The sequence below is a fragment of the Paenibacillus sp. L3-i20 genome (genome assembly GCF_022180385.2).
Lineage (GTDB): Bacteria > Bacillota > Bacilli > Paenibacillales > Paenibacillaceae > Pristimantibacillus.
This window is the reverse complement of sequence record NZ_BQME02000001.1, coordinates 1,767,500-1,785,201: the sequence shown is the minus strand read 5'-3', so window position 1 is coordinate 1,785,201 and position 17,702 is coordinate 1,767,500. Positions and strand designations below refer to the sequence as shown.

Here is a 17,702-nt window from a genome sequence, read left to right as displayed (position 1 = left end):
TTTAATTCATGATATAAGATAACGGATAAAAACCTTCTAATACAAAATTACATGTATTTATAAATTTTTGATTTTTAAAAAATGTGGTTTTCATGCAAATTTATTCAATTTAATTTTTATTCGATAATAATCGACAATTTCTTTCATAATCATACAGTTTCTCCCTCTTCCTTTCGACTCAAACATATTGTACCATTATATTTGTAATCTACTGGCATCAATGTAATCTAGTGGAATAAGAACAGAATTCCACTCTCCTAAAGGGGGCGAACTATGAACAAAATTATTCGAATGTCCAAGCTTCTTCATCCCAAAACAGGCAAAGCGGTCATGCTTCCAATTGACCATGGGACGACCTTAGGTCCTATAAGAGGACTGCGAAACATCCCGGATCTCGTCGAACAAGCATGTGAAAACCAAGTTCAAGCAATTATCGGCCACAAAGGTACTTTGTACTGGGCACTACGTTCGAGCTTGTCAGCCCCGCCTACCGAATTTATTCTCCACATGTCGGCTTCTACCTCAATGGGCAAGGACCAAACCTTCAAGCAAATGGTCTCCAGTATGGATCATGCGCTTTCACTTGGAGTCACTGCGGTTTCCGTTCACATCAATTTCGGTGTGTCAGAAGAATCCGCCATGCTTAGGGAATTCGGACAGCTCTCCGACCAAGCTTACAAATGGGGAATGCCGCTGCTCGCTATGGTGAACGTGCATGGTGAGGGAACCCGGCGCGCAGGCCATATTGCCCATGCCGTAAGAGTGGTAGGCGAAATGGGCGCAGATTTGGTCAAAGTTGAATATCCCGGAGATCAAAGCGCTCTGTTGGATGTTTTAGGTTCCTTCCCCATCCCAGTTCTCATCGCCGGAGGAAGTTCCACTACCGACAAACTGAAATGGTTTGAGGAAATCCATACGGCCATGTTAGCCGGCGCCAAGGGAATATGCCCGGGAAGAAATGTGTTCGAGGATGAAAATCCATCAAAAATGCTTCAGGCTATAAATATGCTGATTCATGAGCTGAAAAGGCCTGCCGAAGTGTTCGAGATGTATGAATCCAAAATCAGCTTAGCAGTAAATTAATACTATTCAGGAGGCTAACATGAATTCTATCGTCAGCACAAAGCCACTGCATACTCGGGTAATGGAAGCAGTTCTGCAAGGAGACAAGACCCATATTCAATCCCTATCTTCCTTTTTCGATGAATGGGATGATCGTCGCACCACGATCGAATATGTATCTCGAGAAGAGATAGAAAATTATCAGTTGCATGCTCTAAATTTGACTCTTGAGTATGTTTGGAACAACAACGCTTTTTATAGAGAACAGTTGACTCAAGCAGGATTCAACAAGCCTCAGATTGATACCTTACAGGATTTTAACCGAGTTCCGTTCTTACTCAAAGAATCTCTCAAAGGTGATAAGGACAAATTGCTCTGCTGCGACAGAAAAAAAATCGGACAAGTACATACGACTTCGGGCACAACGGGACGTCCGCTGTACATTTCATATACTTTGGCCGATCACTATATCCATGACGGTATTCCGAAGTACACTACCTTGTTTGACGATAGTGAAGACGATGTTGTCGGTATTGCTTTACCCTACGAATTTTCCCAACCAGGCTTAGGATTTCAGCGCTTGTACCAGTTCGTTTTCGGAGCTACTATTCTCTCTTTGGGTAAGGGAGGATACCTCTCTACTACGGATAGAACCATAGACATCATGAAAGAATTCAACTCGACAATTCTTGTCACGACCCCATCCTATGCCTCCATTTTGGCTGAAGAATGCGAGAGACTTGGCGTTCGACTCGGCGAAGATATCCGCCTGAAGAAAATGCTTATAACTGGTGAAGGTTGTTCCCCTCAATTCCGCAAACGACTTGAGGACTGGTGGAAATGCCCCGTACACTTCGTTTATGGATCAACGGAATGCGGAGTAGTCGGTGTAGAGTGCTCTGGACATCACGGTTATCACATTATGGAAGGGCATGTCAAGGTTGAGGTAGTCGATATTGAGTCTGGTGAACCTGTCGAATACGAGGAAATAGGCGAGATCGTCATTACGTCACTAGTAAGGGAAGGAATGCCTTTCATCCGTTACCGAACCGGCGACATTGGGTTTTTGAAAAAATCGGATTGCTCGCTTGGTATTCAGTTGGATACCCTGCACATTAGAGGAAGAATGGAAGGTCAGCTGAAGATTGACGGTACTCCAATATCACCATTTCTACTTGAGCATTTCTTAATGGAAGTGCCTGATATATCAATGTGGTATCACTTCGTACTGGATGCGGAAGGTATAACAATTGAAGTAGAGCCGTTTAAGACGGAATTGACGGAGAAAGAAATTATTCATAAAGTTCAGAGCCATATGAAGCAAAAAATCGGTATTGATTTCCGTGTGGAAATTAACACTCAGCTACCTCGTACATATGGAAAAGTAAATCGCATTATTAGAAAACAGGATTAATGATTCCTTTGAATAAGGAGGACTTGGAATGGTTATCGATGGACATGCCCATGTTTCCTCATCCAGCTTTTCCAGCCCTGAGGCACTTATGGAACAACTGAAAGCTGCTCAGGTGGACAAAGCCGTAATCGTTCCGGGAGGAATGCTGGATGTAAGAAAAATGAGTAGCTATGTTACGGGTAAGAGCAAGCCAGAAAGTACAGAACCATGCAATGATTTTATTCTAGAGACAATTCGCAAGTACCCGGACGTATTTTACGGCTTTTACTGCGTAAATCCGAATCAGCCTATCAACCGAGTATTGGAGGAGGTAGAGCAGGCTAGCCGTAATGGCTTCAAGGGTTTAAAGCTCTCTCCCATGGTTCATCAAATTTCATTTCTTGGGCAGGTATCCAAAGAACTGGCTGCTTTATGCGGAGAACTAAATCTGCCTTTCTACACACATGTCGTCGTCTTTCCCGGCGCCAATACATCGGCTTTGGGCATGTTGGCTAAGGAATTCCCAAAAACGAATTTTGTATTTGGACATATGGGCTTCGGCCCCTTAGACAACGAAGCAATTGAACTATCAGCCACAACGAACAACCTATTTCTGGAAACTTCCACAGCTACGCCGCTAGCTTTGCGAATGGCCGTAGAGCAAGCTGGCCCTGACAAAATGTTTTACGGCTCGGAATTTCCTCTGTCCGATCCAGTCATCGAAAAATTAAAAATTGAACGGCTTTCGATATCCTCCAACGACAAAGAAAAAATCTTATCTGGCACTTTATCCAGCTTGCTAGGATTATGAAATGTGAAGAGGAGGCCCGAGCATGTTGAAAAATGGAGCTCAAACTGTCCGTCCCAGAAATATGGAAAAGTACATGCAATGGTTCTCCGATCTGGATCAGCAAGGCAAATCAGTTGAAACTTTGAACAGAAGTGTAATGGAAAGTTATCAATTAGATATTCTTAATCATTTGATAGAGTATGTGTTTTCTTGCAATGATTTCTATTTTCAAAGATTAGCGGATTCTGGGTATAGCGGAGAAACTATCAATTGGGAGGGCTTCAAGACCATTCCCTTTGTTACAAAGGATGACTTGAGGGACAATTTCCGATCAGTAATCTGCAACGCACAATTGGCTCAATTGTACTGCTCAACAGGCACAACGGGGGGAAAACCGATCTATGTGGGTCATACCTTGAGGGAAATGTTCGATTACTACATAGCTCCTCAACATCCCTCGTTATTCGGTCATATCCGGAACACGATTGTTGCGAATTGCTTACCGTATGAAATGAGTTCTTCCGCTATGTCGTTTCACTCTGAGTTCCAGCATATGCTCCAGTGCACAGTGCTCCCACTTGGTAAAGGAGGAGCTTACTCTTCCCCCGAAAAGGCTTTGGAATTTATGATGACCATACAACCTTCCATACTAGTCACTACCCCATCCTATGCTATTTCCTTATTTGAAACTGCTCTTCGGATGGGCATCAATCCTTCAAGTGATCTTCAAATTGCGACGGTGCTGTTAACGGGGGAAGGTGTCTCACATGCACTCCGACAAAAGATTGAAAAATACTGGAACGCAAATGCCACTATCATTTATGGATCTCTGGAGACCATGTTGCTCGGAATTGAATGCATACACCAAAACGGCTTTCATGTTCCTGAAGGCCACGTTCATATGGAGATTATCGACCCCTTAAACGGTCGAACACTTGGTCCGGGGCATACCGGGGAGATTGTCATTACGACTTTGCTGCGGGAAGGCATGCCTTTAATCCGTTATCGAACTGGAGATTTAGGCTACATGGAATACGGGCTTTGCAAATGCGGAGTATCACTTCCCAAAGTTCATTTAAGAGGACGAAGCAACGATCAAATCAAATTGAAGTTCGGAAGTTACTCTCCATTTTATTTGGAAGATCTTCTAATGAGCATTGCTGGAACGGGAAATAACTATCGTTTCTTAACACGAGGCCATGAGTTGACCATCGAGTTACTGAAAGAAAAAGAATCAGTAGATGAAGAATCATTAATCCAAACTATCGTTAACCGCTTCGAATATTTCTTAAATCAGAGAGTAACCGTCAAAATCGTTGAAGCGATTCCTACCGTTCCGGGGAAAGTAGTACGGGTATGGAAGGAAACGGAATAAAATACACATGGATAAAGAGGGTACGTGAGCGATGAATAACAAAAAGGTCTGGTATGATGCAAGAACAGTTATCGACAACAATTTTGGAGACTGCATTGCGCTGGTGAATCAGCAAAGCTGCTTCCATGCCGTTTTGCTTAATCCTCACCAGGTGGAGAAATATCCGATTTCCGAGCGCCTTACAACTGCTGTCATGATTAAAGAAATCGATGAAATAGAGCAATTGGACGAACAAGTAAAAATGAAATGTATTTGGATATCAGAAAACCTATCCATACTCGAAACTATAAAAAGGATGGGTCTAAAGACCGGATGGTATGTAAAAATTAATGATCAAGAAACGATGAATAAAGCTTGCGATATGGGCAAGGACAATCCGTATCTGATTCTTGAATTCAAGGACGACACCAATATACCGCTCGAACTTGTCTTAGCCAAATTACAACGGGAAAATGTTGAAATACTCAAGCAGGTTCGTAACGCGGAGAACGGCCGTATTTCTTCCGATGTCATGGAAAGTGGATCAGATGGAGTGTTGCTTGCAAGTGAATCGATTGGAGAAATTGTATCTATGAATGAGATCGTGTCAAAGAGCCGTCTGGAAAAGCTCGAAATTGTAAAGGCAACAGTCAAAAAAGTCACACATATCGGAGCCGGCGAAAGGGCTTGTATCGATACGACCAGCTTACTTACGGAAAAGGAAAGCATGGTAATAGGATCGACATCGTCAGGAGGTCTGCTGGTATGTAGTGAAACTCACTATTTACCTTATATGAATACTCGACCATTCCGAGTTAATGCTGGAGCTGTTCACTCCTATGTATGGTGCCCAGGAGGGATGACGGAATATATTACAGACATGAAGGTTGGTACGCAAGTGCTCGCGGTTGACTATGATGGCAATGCTCGCACTGTGAACGTCGGACGAATGAAGATAGAGGTTAGACCATTGTTGCTAATTGAAGCGGAGTACGAAGGGCAAACAATTAACACAATCGTGCAGGACGACTGGCATATCCGCATATTTGATGGTGATCGCCAGCCAAAAAGCGCCACCACCTTCCAAGAAGGCGACTCTATTCTCGCTTATGTATGTGAACCAGGCAGGCATGTCGGCGTTAAAATTACGGAAACCATTACCGAACGTTGAATAGATCCTATCAACATCGGCAAGGAGAATATGGAATGATAGCTAACGAATACAGCGAAATTCATAGCAACCGGTTCCGACATCTCATGAAAAGAATTACGAATTCACCACTCTATCGAAACAAACTATGTGACATAGATCTGGAAGATATGACCCTTGAAGACATTCGCCGTCTACCTGTTACGACTAAAAGTGAACTCCGCGAAGCTGGGCAGTGGGGGATATTGGCTGCGAGTAAGGAAGAGATCGCTCAATATCATGAATCATCGGGTTCCTCAGGCATTCCAAGCATTGCATGGTTTACCCGAAATGACCTTGTCCAAGGCGGTTCGCAGCTTCGCCGTACGGGTAGTGGCTTGACTTCTCACGATTTGGTATTGAATCGATTCCCCTATGCGCTTGCTTTGCCCGCTTTTCTAATTCAGGAAGCGGCTTGGCAGGCAGGCGCAGGTATCGTTCCTTCAAGTAGTCGGAACACTATTACTCATTATCCGAAGGTACTTGAACTGATCGGACAGCTGGAATGCACAATAATCGCCGGGCTTCCGCGTGAAATGGAACTTCTTGCTGAGACGGCGAGACTTCTGGGATTCGATTGCGCCCAAGCCTTCCCTAATCTGCGCGCTATTTGGGTAGCCGGGGAGCTCTTCGCCGATGCGCGCAAGCGACATGTTGAGAAATTATGGGGAGTGCCCGTCTATAACTTCTTCGGATCCACGGAAACAGGAAATATTGCGACAATGTGCTCCCATGGTCGCTTGCATATCTCGGAGGAAGATTTCTATCTTGAATTGTTGGAGCTGAATTCGACCAATCCTATTAATCATTCCGAAATCGGCCAACTGTTAGTTACCACATTATCCCACGAGGGCTCTCCATTACTGCGTTATGTGAACGAAGATCTCGTCACCTTTAATGCTGAAGCTTGCTTGTGCGGTCATACTGGGAGAGTTCTGACTCACCATGGACGGGTCAAAGATATGATTCAAATTGATGACACTCGTTTGACCGCCAAAGACATTCACGAGGGTATATATTCCCTAACGAATGTTCCAGCTGCATGGAATTGCCGCCAACTCGGGGGTGGGCTTGAGATTCATATGGACATGTCGGATTCCTCTTGGAACAAGAAGGAGACGGAAGAACATCTTGCATCTTCTTGGGGATTAGGAGTAAGCGTTGTCGATCAGACAGGTATGCTATTAGATCGGACGCGGCTAGTGCAGCGGGATTCTAGCCTCAAACCTGTTTATATTATTTGAAATATTCACGTTCATTTGGGAGGGAGCGCGCAAGTGATAACGTTAAGATGCGAGAACCTGATCAAAAGCTTTAATCATACAATGGTCGTAAACGGCATCAGCTTTTCTCTCGAAAAAGGAGAAATATTTGGGTTGCTTGGGCCGAATGGAGCAGGGAAAAGCACGACAATTTCCATGCTTAGCTGCCAAATTCGTCCCACGAGCGGTCAAATTTTTATTTCTGGCGATGACATTCAAGAGAATGAAAAAGTAATCAAAGGGAAGATTGGCGTCGTACCTCAAGAAATTGCCCTGTATGACGGACTTAATGCTTACGAGAATCTACACTTCTTCGGATCTCTCTACTCTATGAGCAAACCGCGATTAACCCAAAAGGTAAAGGAAGTGCTAGAGCGCGTCGGATTAACCGAGCGGGCCAAGGAACCAGTCCGCAACTACTCGGGAGGAATGAAGCGACGACTAAATATAGCTGCCTCTATTCTACATGACCCTGAGGTGCTGTTCATGGACGAACCAACCGTGGGCATCGATCCCCAATCAAGAAACCATATCTACGAATTGATTCGGCAGATGAGTAATGAGGGCATGACCATTCTCTATACAACGCACTACATGGAAGAGGTAAATCTGCTATGTGATCGTGCAGCTATTATGGACAGTGGCCGTATTCTCGTGATGGATTCAATTAAGCAACTTGTATCGCAAGTTTATGATGGATTGTTGTCCTTCGAGCTCGAAGGTGATCAAGATCGTTTCGATACGGTGTTGCAGAAACTTCGTAATTTGAGTGACATTGCTGAAGCAGATTTGGACAAACAAGTGGTGACCATGTTAGTAAAGGATTCCAAAAATGCGCTTAAAAAGATATTAGATTGTCTTGAAGAACATCAATGTAAAATGGTTCAGCTAAATATTCTCCCGCCTACTTTGGAAACATTGTTTCTGAAGCTAACGGGGAAAAAACTTAGAGAATAGGAGGGCGAACGTGGTTTTATTCTCATTGGTTAAGAAGGACTTGCGACTGCTGTTCAAAGACCGTGGGGCTCTTGTTGTTCTCTTCCTGCTCCCTATTATGTTCATCAGCGTAATGAGCTTCGCACTAAAACCTATGTACGAGGATGATTCCGAGAAGGTCTTTGAAGTTCTGGTGATGGACAATGACATCTCGAAGGAATCTCAAGCATTGGTGCAACAGTTGCAGCTTAACGGTACGTTATCCATACTGACCGAAGTCGAAGGAAAAAAACTGACAGAGGAAGTTTTGGCGAAACGTGTACAAGATGGAGACTATCCTATAGGCTTCATCATTCCAGCAGGATTCGCCGCAAGCTTGCATGAGGGCAAGAACATCGCTCTTGCGGCATATCAGGACCAAGCGCAAAGTAGCGTAGTTGATATAATCGGACAAGCCCTTAAGGGGGCAATCTCCTCTTACTCGCTATCTTTCAGGGCAGCAAATGCTGCTCCCGACAAAAAGGAAATATTCATGCAAATACAGCAGGATATGTCCAAACCAATAGTAGCGCTCGATTTAACCGCATCAACCAACGGAATAGAAGCACCCAAACCAAATGCCTTAACACAGAATGTCCCCGGATATACAGTTATGTTTGCATTTTTTATCGTGATGTTTGCCGGACGTTCGTTCATTCAGGAGAAAAATGAAGGTACCTTCAGAAGGATACTAAGCTCGCCGATAAGCAGAACAACACTGTTTGTTGGCAAAATGATTCCTAATTTTCTCTTGGGACTGATTCAGGTGCTTTTGTTGTTTACCATAGGTTATGTAGTATTTGGTATGCAGCTAGGTTCGTCAATAGGAGGACTCATCTTCGTTTCGATTGCACTCGTATGGGCGAGTACTTGTATGGCTATGATGATTGCAGCTTTATTTAAGACTGAGGCTCAAATCTCCGGAGCATCCGTCATGATCATTCTCACATTGGCTGCACTCGGAGGTACAATGGTTCCCTTGTTTGTAATGCCCGATGTAATGCAAACAATTGCACTGATCACCCCCCATGCATGGGCATTAACTGGATATCAGGATGTGTTGGTAAGGGGGCTGGGAATCGAGGCTGTATGGCCTAATGTGCTGGCGTTACTGGGGTTTGGAGCTGCATTTTTAACAATAGGCATATGGAGAAACCGATTTAATTGATTGTTAACAAGGAGGTATGACATTATGGGGGATTTCGATCAAGCGCCCCGCGACTCCGTATCCGCATTGATCTTTGAGCTGGTTATGGTTTCTGATGGCAGAACAACTGATCTGTTGGAGACCATAGTCAATGACTCCTTGACTCCAATGATCATACGGCAGGAAGTTATGCAGCCGAGCATTGCGGACCTCAATATGATTTATAGAGAGTCCGTTCTTCTCGATTCATTCGGCACTGCCATTTCACATAATTTCGTATTCCTGAAGCCAGAGTTCATGCCTAAGGATTTGCTGGATGAACTGCTGCAAGAAAATAAACCGATAGGTAAAATCATAAAAAAGCTGAACGTATTTAGCCGAAGGACAGTTAAATCTTCCGGTTGGCGGTCGCCAGACGAAACAATTAACCTGAAGGGTACGCCTGTGGATACACAATTTTCTAAACAAAGCACCATGGTTCCCTATAAGACCTACTCGGTTCATTTCTCCGGTTATGAAGAATCAGGCATGGAATTGCTGGAGTACTTCAACCCCAAATTGGTAGAGTGCTATCTTCGCTCCAGAGACATGAGTTTGACTGAGTTGGAGAAGGTACGATGAGCAACCGTGCAGGTAATGCCAATAGCTTGTTAAACTTCACCTTCATCATGTTTCTCATCTTTGTCACGATAGGAAGCCTTTTGGCGGATATAAGATGGGGGGCAATGCTTGTCCTTGTACTGTCCGTCTCTGTTTTCGTCGTACCTCGTCGGTTCAAATCCATACTAGGCACAATTGCAGTAATATCAGCAGGTAATCTAGCGATGGTTGTTGGATATGAAAGCACTATATTAGAAAACTTCGGCCTTTCCCATGAGATGGTGCTAATACTAAATCGCCTCTACCTTCTTGTCTATGTGCTTGGCATGATTCTACTTATTGCAGGACTAAAAGAAAAGCTACCCCGCCCAGCGGTAGGCAATTTCCGGGCCATTATTAAGCTGCCATTTATTTGGTATGGTGATAACGTCCCGGTGTGGAAGTTCGTACTAATCGCCTCCTCGGCTAATATTATTGTCTTTCTCGCATTTATCGATTATTCAATCTTTATATCCGGCAATATCATGAAAGTCGTGATGTATTCCTTTTTGTTTGCTTTTGTGAACTCCGTTCTTGAAGAAACTGTTTGGCGCGGACTCATCATGCCGAGATATATCAAATTTTTTGGTGAAAAAACTGGACTTATCGTAATTAGTACGATTTTTGGCTTGTACCATTACTCCTTCGGCTTGCCATGGCTCGTATGTTTGGCGTATGCCGCAGGAGGAATGTATATGGGTGCATTGGTAATAAGAAGCGGTGGTTTACTGCCGATTCTAATTTTTCATTTTGTTTTGAACTTTTGGATGTTTTTTAGCTTTATTCATCGTCAATTTTTACCTTAGGAGGGTTATATACGTTGAACAAACCGAAGCATGTAGGAATTGTCGGGGTAACGGCCGTAGGAGCATCGCTCTGTTATAAACAAATTGCCGTAGAGTCAATGAATATGCACGGAATCCATCCGCAGATCTCCGTACATAATCATTCCTACTCTGACTATAATGTCGCGGACTTCGATATACTGGTCCATAATTTATTGGATTCAATTGGGAGAGTTCATGCCTCAGGGGCTGAATTTGCCGTTATTGCAGCCAATACTGTCCATTATGCATATGGAAAAGTCCTTGAGAAATCCCCCATCCCCTTATTAAATATTATTGATTTAACAGTCGAAGAATGCATCCTTCAGGGGAGAAAAAAACTTACTGTCTTTGGAACTTTCACCACCACGGAGTACGGCATATATAACGATGCATTCGATAAATTTGGCATCGATATCATCGAACCCACTACCGAACAGAATGAAAAAATTGATCATATTATTGCGAGTGAGTTGCTAAACGGTTTTGTCAGCAATGTATCCCAAGAGTATTTATTATCCGTCATTCGTGAGGTTAAGCAGCAGGGAAGTGAAGCTATTCTGCTAGGTTGTACCGAATTATCGATCGCACTCAACTCGGATAATTCGGACTTGCCCTGCATCGACTCAACGGCTGTTCTAGCATCCAAGGCACTTGAATATGCATTCGGACTAAGAGAGATAGAAAGCAAAACAAACGATACCGATTTAGCGACTATACGTCCAGATTCGGCAAGCAGCGATGCCTCTCTCAACACAATACTGCATCATGATCACCGATTCGAGGTTAACAATCCCGAGACTCGAACGCTGCTCGAAGAAAGCAGAATATGCATGGAGGCCAAGGATTTCAAGAAAGCACAGGCATTGTTACAAGAAGCCATCATTCTTGAACCCAATCATCCAGAAGCACGAGGCTTACTTGCTCTCTCTTACGGACTTATGCTTGAGAGCTCCAGCCTAATTCTAAAAATGAAGCTGTTGCCACGAATGGAGAAGGAAACGAAACTGGCTCTGAAATTAGCACCTAATTGGACACTCGTCCGCCGTATCAACGGTATGAAACTATTGAATACACCAGAACAATTTGGGGGCAATGTTCAACAAGGGGTACAAGAGCTTCTCTTCTGTATCGAAAACAACTTCGACGATTTTGATATCAATTTTGCCGTTGCACAAGGATATCTGAAGCTGGCTGATCGAATGAATACAAAGCATTACTTGGAGAGAGCATTATCCATTCATCCCGAAAATGCAAAGGCAGTTAAATTAATGGAAGAAATGTCAGTACGCTATTAACCGCGAGAGGTGATCGAGACGTATGCGGGCCTTTATCGAGAGGTTGGAAAAAAACGCAAAATATTTGCCGAATAGACAAGCTGTTGTAGACGAACAGCGAAGCGTAACCTATTCCGAATTATTTCGTCGTACAGATCAATGGGCTCATCTGCTTTCGCAAAAATTTGGAATCCAATCTGGCGACAAAGTAATGATTCTGATGAAAAACAGTACAGCTTATATGGAGACAATCATTGCCCTCATTAAACTAGATGCTGTAGCAATTCCTTTGAATTACCACAATTTGTTTGGGGTTCAAACGATTTATCAGAGAGCGGAATGCAAATTGCTAATTACGGAACGTGATATGGATTGTGGGACCATTCCGGGTTACGACCAGATGATGACAATGGAAGTCGAAGATATGGAACTGGAGTTATCCGAACATTCCACTCTACCAACCTGCTGGGGATCCTCCACTGGAGAAAGAGAGTTACTCTTCTTCACATCCGGGACAACGGGCACTCCAAAAGGAATTGTGGTCACTCACCGTAACTTTTTTATAGATGTGCCCGAAAATTACTTCAGCGAAAGTACCGTAAATTATTTGATGATAAGACCTCTTTTTTTCCGATCTCATTTGACGTTGGCTACCACCATTCTATCCGACGGCAATACTATCTTACTACTGCGCGATCCAGAGCCATCAGGCATATATGATATGACGAATCTTCATTCTGTGTCCCATATGATCTCCGGCCCAACCGATCTCATGGAAATGGTTACATGGCTAAATACCCATGGTAAGACTATGCCGAATTGTCTACAAGAAGTCATGACTACCGGCAGATCCACGTCGTATGAATTCAAAAAAAACGCGAGTCGTTACTTTCCAGAGGTGCTGTTTATAGACTTTTACGGTACCAGTGAGGCTGGTGGTATTTCCTCAACGGACAGCATGGAGTGGCTCGAAAAGGAACAATCGGCCGGCAGGCCAGATTTTTTTGTGACCGTTCAGATAATGGACGATGAAGGAAACTGTTTACAAGCTGGGTGCACTGGAGAAGTGTGTGTTCAATCGAAGCATTCGATGCGTGAGTATTATTCGGAACCGCAGCTAACTTCGGAAACATTTTACGGTACCTTTCTAAGAACAGGAGATATGGGCTACTTAGACGATGATGGTTATTTATTTTTGTTGGGCCGCAAGCAAGACGCTATTAACAGAAGCGGATTAATTTTTTATGCTTCCGAGGTTGAAAGCGTACTGGAACGGATTTCAGAAATTGAAGATGCCAAAGTATTGGGAATCCCCAATCTAGCAGAGGGAGAGGTTCCGGTCGCCTTCGTAAAAGCGAGGGACGGTTTGCAAGGCTCTGCTGATCTTCAAATGATCATTCATTCTATTTGTCAGGACAATTTACCTGCGTACAAAATACCGAAAGATATTATTATTTTGAGCGTCATGCCTTATAACAATGCGGGCAAAATCAATCGACATGATCTATTGAAACAATACCAGGAGCTACTTACGTTATAAAAATAAACAAACTAAGGCGGCATCTGGCATTCATAGACGGGACGCTATCCCTAGCACTGGCAATTTTGTCATTGCTTTCAGTTTCCATACGCTTTTCCATGTTGTCTGTAACGGCACATTTTAAGTCCATCCCTTTTTGGGGATGGCTTTCTTTTTGAGATACGGTTATTCTGCTCTCCTACTAACTGAACAAAAAACTTATTTTTTGTTCACTTTATAATACATGCAGTAGGATTGTGTATATTTTAATTGCTATCACTAAGATGCAACTCATAGTCTGTCTCAAGATGTGCTGTGGTTATATCTGAAAGTGTAAGCATAAACTAGATATAAGCCACCATCAGCAGCAATATACTCATCTACTCCCTTTACACTTTATAAGCGATAAATAATGCCGAAGAAGGCAGACAAAATTTCGCTTTATGTGTTTTTCTTCGGATATTTATTGCCCGTGATTCCTCTCGTTATTGAAATTCCAACTTACTTAACATTTCTTATATTAATCATCTACGGTTTTTTATCCGATCTTCTGGGACGTATCGTTCAATTACGCTTTTATAGAAAAGGAGTGTGTTATTAATAGTCGGGCTGGTTGCTGGTATATTTAGTGTAGTTCCTGTCATAGATGGAGTAGACTATCTTGTCAGGGCTTCTACAAATGAAAATCAGGTACTAATAGGAGCGTTTTTTCAGTTGTTAATGGTTGCTGCATATGTGGGTTATCCTATTTCAATATATCCGATTTTAAGTAAGTACTATAAAGGTTTAGCTCTTGGATCTGTTGCCTTCGGCATCATTGCTGGTGTGTTCATTATTATTGGTGTAATCATTCTTCTTCTGCTACTGACATTAAGCGACGAATTTGCAAGAGTTGGAACTTTGGATGTATCTCATTTCCAAATGCTAGGCGGATTGTTAAGAGAAGGACGTAATTTGGTGAACCATGTGGCTACGACACTGGCATTTGTTTTGGCTATATGGCTAATCATGAAAGGATTCAATCGGGTCGAACAAGATTCTGTACCCAATTAGTTATCGAAGGCGGACGGCAGTTCAGCAACTCCTTTCATCCAATCGCTGAGTATGCATAATTTCCGTGTATGGAAAGCTGAAATGATGCATACTTACGATAATAATGCCATTTGCCTACAATGCAATTAAACAAAGGAAGAACTGAGGAAGTGAGAACTATGTACACAATCAGCAGATTTTCTCAGCTTTGCAAAATGAGTACACGTATGTTGCGACACTACGACAAGGAACAACTTCTAAAACCCATACATGTAGATGCCACGAACGGTTACAGATACTATGAGAAAAATCAATTAGAAACGGCATTACGAATTAAGAAACTGAGGGAATATAAATTTTCCTTGCCGGAAATTAAAACGATGCTTCTAATCACAGATGAGAAATCAATGAACAAATTTTTGCACTTAAAGATACGTGAATTATCGAGCGAAATGAATCAATATAAAGGGATCATTGCTGAAATACAAGGGGTCATCGAACAGAAAGCGGATATGATTCTCGGAGAAAAAAGAACTTATGATGTATTGTTCGGCATAAGAAACGAGATAATGGTCATAAGCCAAAGATTACGGATTAACATTGTTGATATGGACAAATACATCGATTCCTTATACGAAAAAGCGGAAGAAAAACATATTCAGTTGCTCGGCTCTCCTTCCGCCACTTTTTGGGAAGAAGAATTCACCTCTGACGATTGTGACATTGAATTGATGATCCCGATCTTTCAGGGACTTGACCAAGATGCTCCAAAAGAATACCGAATCGAAAAGCTGCCCGAAAAAATTATTGCTACTACAATCCATATAGGGAGTTACGACTATATCGGATATGCACATATGGCACTTGAAGAGTGGATAGCAAACAACGGCTATCGTCTCGATGGGCCTCCTTACGAAACTTACTTAAAGGGACTAGAATGTGACTGCTCTCCAGAGGAGTTTGTAACACTGGTCTGTTTTCCTATCATCAAAAAATAACCCCTTGACCTTCACACAATGTCAACGTTTATTCTACTTCAAGAGCAAGCTATCCTACAAAGGGAGAACATCAGATGAAAAAAATAATCGCGTTGTGTTTAGGGGGAGTATTAATGACTGGAACCTTAATGGGATGTACTCAAAGCCATGCTACTGAGGCTCAGACTGTAAAGAAACAAATCGTTGGCAAATATACAATGCCCGAAGAAAGTAGCAAACATGAAGGCACTTGGTTGCAATGGCCTCATAACTACACGTATGGTGAAGGTCATAAAGAAAACCTCGAGATGATTTGGATCGAGATGACAGCCGCTTTAAGCGAAGGGGAAAATGTTCATATTATCGCCTATAATAAATATGAGCAGAACTATATTTATGATCTTCTATATGATGAAGGCATCGATATGGATAAAATCGACTTCTACATTGTCCCCACTGACGACGTATGGGCAAGAGATACCGCGCCTATTTTTGTATACGACAAAAACAACAATATGAAATTGATGGACTGGGGATTTAATGGCTGGGGCAAAAAGACGCCATATAAAAAAGACGCAGCAATTTCAAAAAAACTTAGCAAGCAATTAGGCATGGAGAATATTGATCTCAATAACGTTGTTCTTGAAGGCGGAGCATTTGAGCTAGATGGCAACGGAACATTCTTATCAACACGTAGTTCTGTTACGAATAAAAATCGAAATGCTAAGTTATCAGAAGCAGAAATTGAGAAGTACGTTGCAGAGAACCTTGGCGTTACTAACTTCATTTGGCTAGATGGTGTAGCAGGTTTGGATATTACAGACTTTCATATTGATGGAATCGCGAAGTTCTATAATCAATCGACATTGGTTACGATGAACAGGGCTGATTTAGAGGAGTCAGGTCTCACAAATAAGGATTTTACCACCCTAATGAACGCTAAAAATAGATCCAACAAACCTTATAAGTTTGAATATCTGCCGATTAGCAAAAACAATGTCGTTCTGGATAATGGAGAAAACCTGGGATACAAAGGCTCATATATCAATTATTATGTTGGCAATGCCGTAGTGCTCGTTCCAAACTATAATGATCCCCATGATAAAATAGCAAACGACGTAATCCAAAAGCTTTATCCTGACCGTGAAGTTGTTGGAATTGATATACGAGAGCTCTATAAAGACGGTGGTATGATACATTGTGTCACACAACAACAACCCATTAGTTTGAAATGATTTTGAGCCATCCTTTTGCGGGATGGCTTTTTTGATCTCAAATAATCACGAGTTTATCCTGCTTGACCGAAAACATGGTCGTGCCTTTTAATACGCCTAACGGAAGTGAAGACATAAGCGCCAATGCAACGCAACTGAATAGGTTTAGCGTGTCAGATCGATATGCTCCGATTGCAAGGATAATCCACCCATCCATCTGCTGTCACTAGTGATATTGCAATTCGATATAATGCCCACATTAGGACCCCCCTGAATGTCTATGCCGACCACGCTATTAAGATCTTTCTGTAGCCTTCCCAAATCTTGACGTTACTTATGATTTAGAGCTGAACCGGGAGGGTGATAAGACTCTCCGCACTGTCTGCAACGGCAAGTTTTAAGGCCACCCTCTGCTGGATGGCCTTTTACTTCTACACACGATTTATTCAACTATTGTTTACTGTTAAGCTACTTTTTCCTAATTGAAAAATGTAATGAGAAATGTACAACTCCTTGTTCTAAAGGAGCTTGTACTGCCGAATACATTTTGAACCCATAAGCACCTGCAAGCTCATAATCTGAATTATTATATATTCATTTGTATAATTCATTATAAGCAGCTCCACCATTCTCCCCTTGATATTCCCAAAACAGCGTAAGTTGCTTGCGGGAGTTTGTATGAAATCATACCTTCTGGCGGTACGGCATCAGCTGTAACTTCAACTCCAGCTATCCATGTAAACGTATCCGTATCGGGATTGTAATTGGGCGGGTCTATGAAAACGCCATATTGTAATCGGGGTAACTGAGTACCCGTCACCTCAGTCAATCGTTCATTAAACGATTGCTAATACTTAGGAATTATCTGTTGCTCTCTGGTCTCTTGCTATAAAGTTTCTACCTTTGTTCCAATGATACGAAATGGCTCTCTTTCAATAATTTTTATAGTCACCACATAGCCCCCCTAAACCATATTTTTGAGTAGTATTCTACATTTACCAAAAAAATCCTTTAAATTATCTGTGCAGGCGGCGGGCTGCTGGGAAGC

At 42.5% G+C, this 17,702-nt stretch carries 16 protein-coding genes; 15 read left to right on the top strand and 1 reads right to left on the bottom strand.

The annotated features are described in order from the left end of the window. Nucleotides 1–273: 273 nt before the first annotated feature. The 15 genes from MFF31_RS08445 to MFF31_RS08375 all read left to right on the top strand — a co-directional run bounded on the left by MFF31_RS08445 (nucleotide 274) and on the right by MFF31_RS08375 (nucleotide 16,675). Complete coding sequence (locus tag MFF31_RS08445; protein WP_238187590.1) at nucleotides 274–1,083, top strand: class I fructose-bisphosphate aldolase; 810 nt, start codon at nucleotides 274–276, stop codon at nucleotides 1,081–1,083. Between the two features lie 19 nt (nucleotides 1,084–1,102). Next, nucleotides 1,103–2,476, top strand: a complete 1,374-nt coding sequence (locus tag MFF31_RS08440) for a phenylacetate--CoA ligase family protein (RefSeq protein ID WP_238187589.1) — start codon at nucleotides 1,103–1,105, stop codon at nucleotides 2,474–2,476. A 28-nt stretch (nucleotides 2,477–2,504) separates the two neighbouring features. After that, complete coding sequence (locus MFF31_RS08435) at nucleotides 2,505–3,266, top strand: amidohydrolase family protein (protein WP_238187588.1); 762 nt, start codon at nucleotides 2,505–2,507, stop codon at nucleotides 3,264–3,266. Nucleotides 3,267–3,288: 22 nt separating this feature from the next. Continuing rightward, a complete protein-coding gene (locus MFF31_RS08430) occupies nucleotides 3,289–4,620 on the top strand; it encodes a phenylacetate--CoA ligase family protein (RefSeq protein WP_238187587.1) in 1,332 nt (443 codons plus the stop codon). A gap of 31 nt (nucleotides 4,621–4,651) precedes the next feature. After that, nucleotides 4,652–5,770, top strand: coding sequence for a 3-dehydroquinate synthase II (locus MFF31_RS08425; protein WP_238187586.1), 1,119 nt, complete (start codon nucleotides 4,652–4,654; stop codon nucleotides 5,768–5,770). A gap of 35 nt (nucleotides 5,771–5,805) precedes the next feature. Beyond that, on the top strand, nucleotides 5,806–7,032 hold the full coding sequence (locus MFF31_RS08420) for a phenylacetate--CoA ligase family protein (protein WP_238187585.1): 1,227 nt from the start codon (nucleotides 5,806–5,808) through the stop codon (nucleotides 7,030–7,032). A 33-nt stretch (nucleotides 7,033–7,065) separates the two neighbouring features. Next, a complete protein-coding gene (locus MFF31_RS08415; protein ID WP_238187584.1) occupies nucleotides 7,066–8,007 on the top strand; it encodes an ABC transporter ATP-binding protein in 942 nt (313 codons plus the stop codon). Between the two features lie 10 nt (nucleotides 8,008–8,017). Further along, a complete protein-coding gene (locus tag MFF31_RS08410; RefSeq protein ID WP_238187583.1) occupies nucleotides 8,018–9,193 on the top strand; it encodes an ABC transporter permease in 1,176 nt (391 codons plus the stop codon). A gap of 24 nt (nucleotides 9,194–9,217) precedes the next feature. Continuing rightward, nucleotides 9,218–9,793 (top strand): hypothetical protein, encoded by a 576-nt coding sequence (locus tag MFF31_RS08405; RefSeq protein WP_238187582.1) that lies wholly within the window; start codon nucleotides 9,218–9,220, stop codon nucleotides 9,791–9,793. Next, entirely contained in the window at nucleotides 9,790–10,617 is an 828-nt protein-coding gene (locus tag MFF31_RS08400; protein WP_238187581.1) for a CPBP family intramembrane glutamic endopeptidase, read from the top strand. Before MFF31_RS08405 ends, MFF31_RS08400 begins: the two co-directional genes overlap by 4 nt. A gap of 14 nt (nucleotides 10,618–10,631) precedes the next feature. After that, complete coding sequence (locus tag MFF31_RS08395) at nucleotides 10,632–11,933, top strand: amino acid racemase (protein ID WP_238187580.1); 1,302 nt, start codon at nucleotides 10,632–10,634, stop codon at nucleotides 11,931–11,933. A 22-nt stretch (nucleotides 11,934–11,955) separates the two neighbouring features. Further along, nucleotides 11,956–13,452, top strand: coding sequence for a class I adenylate-forming enzyme family protein (locus MFF31_RS08390; protein WP_238187579.1), 1,497 nt, complete (start codon nucleotides 11,956–11,958; stop codon nucleotides 13,450–13,452). 570 nt (nucleotides 13,453–14,022) lie between these two features. Beyond that, on the top strand, nucleotides 14,023–14,484 hold the full coding sequence (locus MFF31_RS08385; protein WP_238187578.1) for a DUF4386 family protein: 462 nt from the start codon (nucleotides 14,023–14,025) through the stop codon (nucleotides 14,482–14,484). A gap of 158 nt (nucleotides 14,485–14,642) precedes the next feature. Next, nucleotides 14,643–15,461, top strand: coding sequence for a MerR family transcriptional regulator (locus tag MFF31_RS08380; protein WP_238187577.1), 819 nt, complete (start codon nucleotides 14,643–14,645; stop codon nucleotides 15,459–15,461). Nucleotides 15,462–15,535: 74 nt separating this feature from the next. Further along, the gene (locus MFF31_RS08375; RefSeq protein ID WP_375541281.1) at nucleotides 15,536–16,675 is read left to right on the top strand and encodes an agmatine deiminase family protein; all 1,140 of its coding nucleotides are present in this window, start codon (nucleotides 15,536–15,538) and stop codon (nucleotides 16,673–16,675) included. A gap of 589 nt (nucleotides 16,676–17,264) precedes the next feature. Here MFF31_RS08375 and MFF31_RS08370 read toward each other — a convergent pair. Continuing rightward, nucleotides 17,265–17,483, bottom strand: coding sequence for a GyrI-like domain-containing protein (locus MFF31_RS08370; RefSeq protein WP_248565427.1), 219 nt, complete (start codon nucleotides 17,481–17,483; stop codon nucleotides 17,265–17,267). Nucleotides 17,484–17,702: the final 219 nt, after the last annotated feature.

Excerpts from the sequence above, each read along its gene's own strand:
- MFF31_RS08445 (WP_238187590.1), top strand. The coding sequence starts at position 274 with ATGAACAAAATTATTCGAATGTCCAAGCTTCTTCATCCCAAAACAGGC.
- MFF31_RS08440 (WP_238187589.1), top strand. The coding sequence starts at position 1,103 with ATGAATTCTATCGTCAGCACAAAGCCACTGCATACTCGGGTAATGGAA.
- MFF31_RS08435 (WP_238187588.1), top strand. The coding sequence starts at position 2,505 with ATGGTTATCGATGGACATGCCCATGTTTCCTCATCCAGCTTTTCCAGC.
- MFF31_RS08430 (WP_238187587.1), top strand. The coding sequence starts at position 3,289 with ATGTTGAAAAATGGAGCTCAAACTGTCCGTCCCAGAAATATGGAAAAG.
- MFF31_RS08425 (WP_238187586.1), top strand. The coding sequence starts at position 4,652 with ATGAATAACAAAAAGGTCTGGTATGATGCAAGAACAGTTATCGACAAC.
- MFF31_RS08420 (WP_238187585.1), top strand. The coding sequence starts at position 5,806 with ATGATAGCTAACGAATACAGCGAAATTCATAGCAACCGGTTCCGACAT.
- MFF31_RS08405 (WP_238187582.1), top strand. The coding sequence starts at position 9,218 with ATGGGGGATTTCGATCAAGCGCCCCGCGACTCCGTATCCGCATTGATC.
- MFF31_RS08400 (WP_238187581.1), top strand. The coding sequence starts at position 9,790 with ATGAGCAACCGTGCAGGTAATGCCAATAGCTTGTTAAACTTCACCTTC.
- MFF31_RS08390 (WP_238187579.1), top strand. The coding sequence starts at position 11,956 with ATGCGGGCCTTTATCGAGAGGTTGGAAAAAAACGCAAAATATTTGCCG.
- MFF31_RS08380 (WP_238187577.1), top strand. The coding sequence starts at position 14,643 with ATGTACACAATCAGCAGATTTTCTCAGCTTTGCAAAATGAGTACACGT.
- MFF31_RS08375 (WP_375541281.1), top strand. The coding sequence starts at position 15,536 with ATGAAAAAAATAATCGCGTTGTGTTTAGGGGGAGTATTAATGACTGGA.